The 2,001-nt window shown below is 61.1% G+C and carries 2 protein-coding genes; both read left to right on the plus strand.

The features are described 5' to 3' along the window. Positions 1-642 precede the first annotated feature (642 nt). Positions 643-1,044 carry a cupin domain-containing protein gene (locus ACYP5B_RS38360; protein ID WP_459573059.1) on the plus strand — a complete coding sequence of 134 codons (402 nt, stop codon included), beginning with the start codon at positions 643-645 and terminating at the stop codon, positions 1,042-1,044. Between the two features lie 284 nt (positions 1,045-1,328). Next, positions 1,329-2,001, plus strand: a 673-nt coding sequence (locus ACYP5B_RS38365) for a short-chain dehydrogenase/reductase (protein ID WP_459573060.1), incomplete at its 3' end; no start/stop codon positions are given.

Here is a 2,001-nt window from a genome sequence, read left to right on the forward strand (position 1 = left end):
GGCCCTTCGCCTCCTCACCCAATCAACGGCCACTTGCAAGGTACAACGGTCACTCGAACAGCCTCCTCGGCCGGCAAGTTGGCGGCTGATTCAGCCGTTCGTCATCCCCTCGCTCGTCGTCGGCGTGGCCGTTGGGAAAATGTTCGCAAGGGTGGACTGGGTGAGCGATCGTCGCCTCGCTGCCGCGGTCTTCGCTTGTCTGTGCGATGGCATACAGAGCAATCCTGAGGCAGCATCATGGTTGTCTTGGCCGTCTCCATACGAGGAGCGTGACCGTGTCGGATTTCGGGGCCAAGATCGCCTCCCTGATAGTCTTATCCGGTTTGCTGCCGGCAGTTTCCGCCAGTATGGGAAGGCCATCTCTCGTACGGGAGGCGAACCTGCCCCAGTTGAGTGGTGTCGGGAGTTATCCCATGCTCGCCGGGCTTGCGGGTCTCCGTTTTTAGGCGCAGGTGGCCACTGACGCTGGCCCGGATATTCAAGCGCAAGCTTCAGGGGCCCTGAAGAAGGTTCGGGCTATTGCCGATGCTGCCGGTTCGGCAAGAACCAGGGCTTACCTTGCGCAGCCGTTCTCAGTCGCTTACTCTCAATCAGATTTGGGCGTTTCATTTTGTTCCAGACGTATAACCTTGGGAGGGCCGCATGGAAACCCAACCGCAACCAAGTCAGCAGCGCTTTGTCGTCTGTCACCTGAAGGAGGCGGATTTCAAGACCGGAGGCCTGCGCGGATACTCCGCCTATCGGGATCTCGGAGTCGCCGATGCGACAGACGGAATGGCAGAGGCCCATGTGATCCGCATGATTGCTCCCTTCCGCCCCGAACTGAGCATGCGACATCACCACATCCTGCAGTTCCAGATGGTCTACTGCCTGAAGGGCTGGTTCGAGACCGAGTTCGAGGGCGTCGGGCGTCACCGCCTCGTAGCGGGCTCGAGTTGGGTGCAGCCTCCCGGCATACGGCACACCGTCGTGGGCTGGTCGGATGACTGCGAGCTGCTTGAGATCCATATGCCGGCGAAGATCGAGACGGTCAACGATGAATGACACTGTTTGGCGTCCGGCCGATGCGAGCAAGTATTGTGAGGGAATCAACGCTATACATTTTGGAAGAGCCAACGCTTCATAGCGCTGGACCAGCTTTGCAGTTCAAAACCAATTTAGGTATCCACGAACGAATGCCAAGGCGCCGCAATGCGGAACTCGGACGCGCTCCACGGGGTTGTGCTCTGTAACAGGAATGCGGTCAATCTCGAGGAGCCCGGAGCGCTCAACCGGATCATGTTCAACATCATTTCGGCGGTTGACCGCCAGCGTCGGGGGTAAGAGACATGGACCTACACCTCACGGGAAAGTCGGTACTCATCACCGGCGGTACACGCGGCATCGGTTTGGCCTGCGCCAAGGCATTCGTCAGCGAAGGTGCCAAGGTCACCGTCGCCGGCAGTACCCAAGCTTCCGTGGAAGAAGCGCGGCATGAATTGCGGGACAAGGAAGGCATCGGAGTAAAAGCGCTTTGTGCAGATCTGTCGCGCCCCGAGGGACGGCAGGCGCTGGCCGAGCAGCTCCGCGGCGCCGACATCCTCGTCAACAACGCCGGGGCAATCCCCGGCGGGGGATTGACCGCGCTAAGCGACGACCAGTGGCGCAACGCTTGGGATCTCAAGGTGCATGGCTACATCGATACGACGCGGCACGCCCTTCCGGAAATGATGGCGCGCGGTTGGGGCGTCATCGTGAACGTGATCGGCATCGCCGCCAGGATGCCGCGCTATGACTACCTTTGCGGATCGGTCGGTAATGCCGCACTTTCCACGTTCACGCGGGCGGTCGGCGCGTTCGCCACGACGCGGGGCGTACGGGTCGTTGGCGTGAATCCAGGCCCAACAGAGACAGATCGTCTGATCTCGCTCTACAAGGCGCGCGCGCTCCAGAAGTTCGGGGACGAGTCGCGGTGGGAGGAGATGCTCCAGCACCTGCCGTTCGGACGCGCGGCTCGGCCGG

The organism is Cupriavidus sp. 8B (assembly GCF_054589115.1).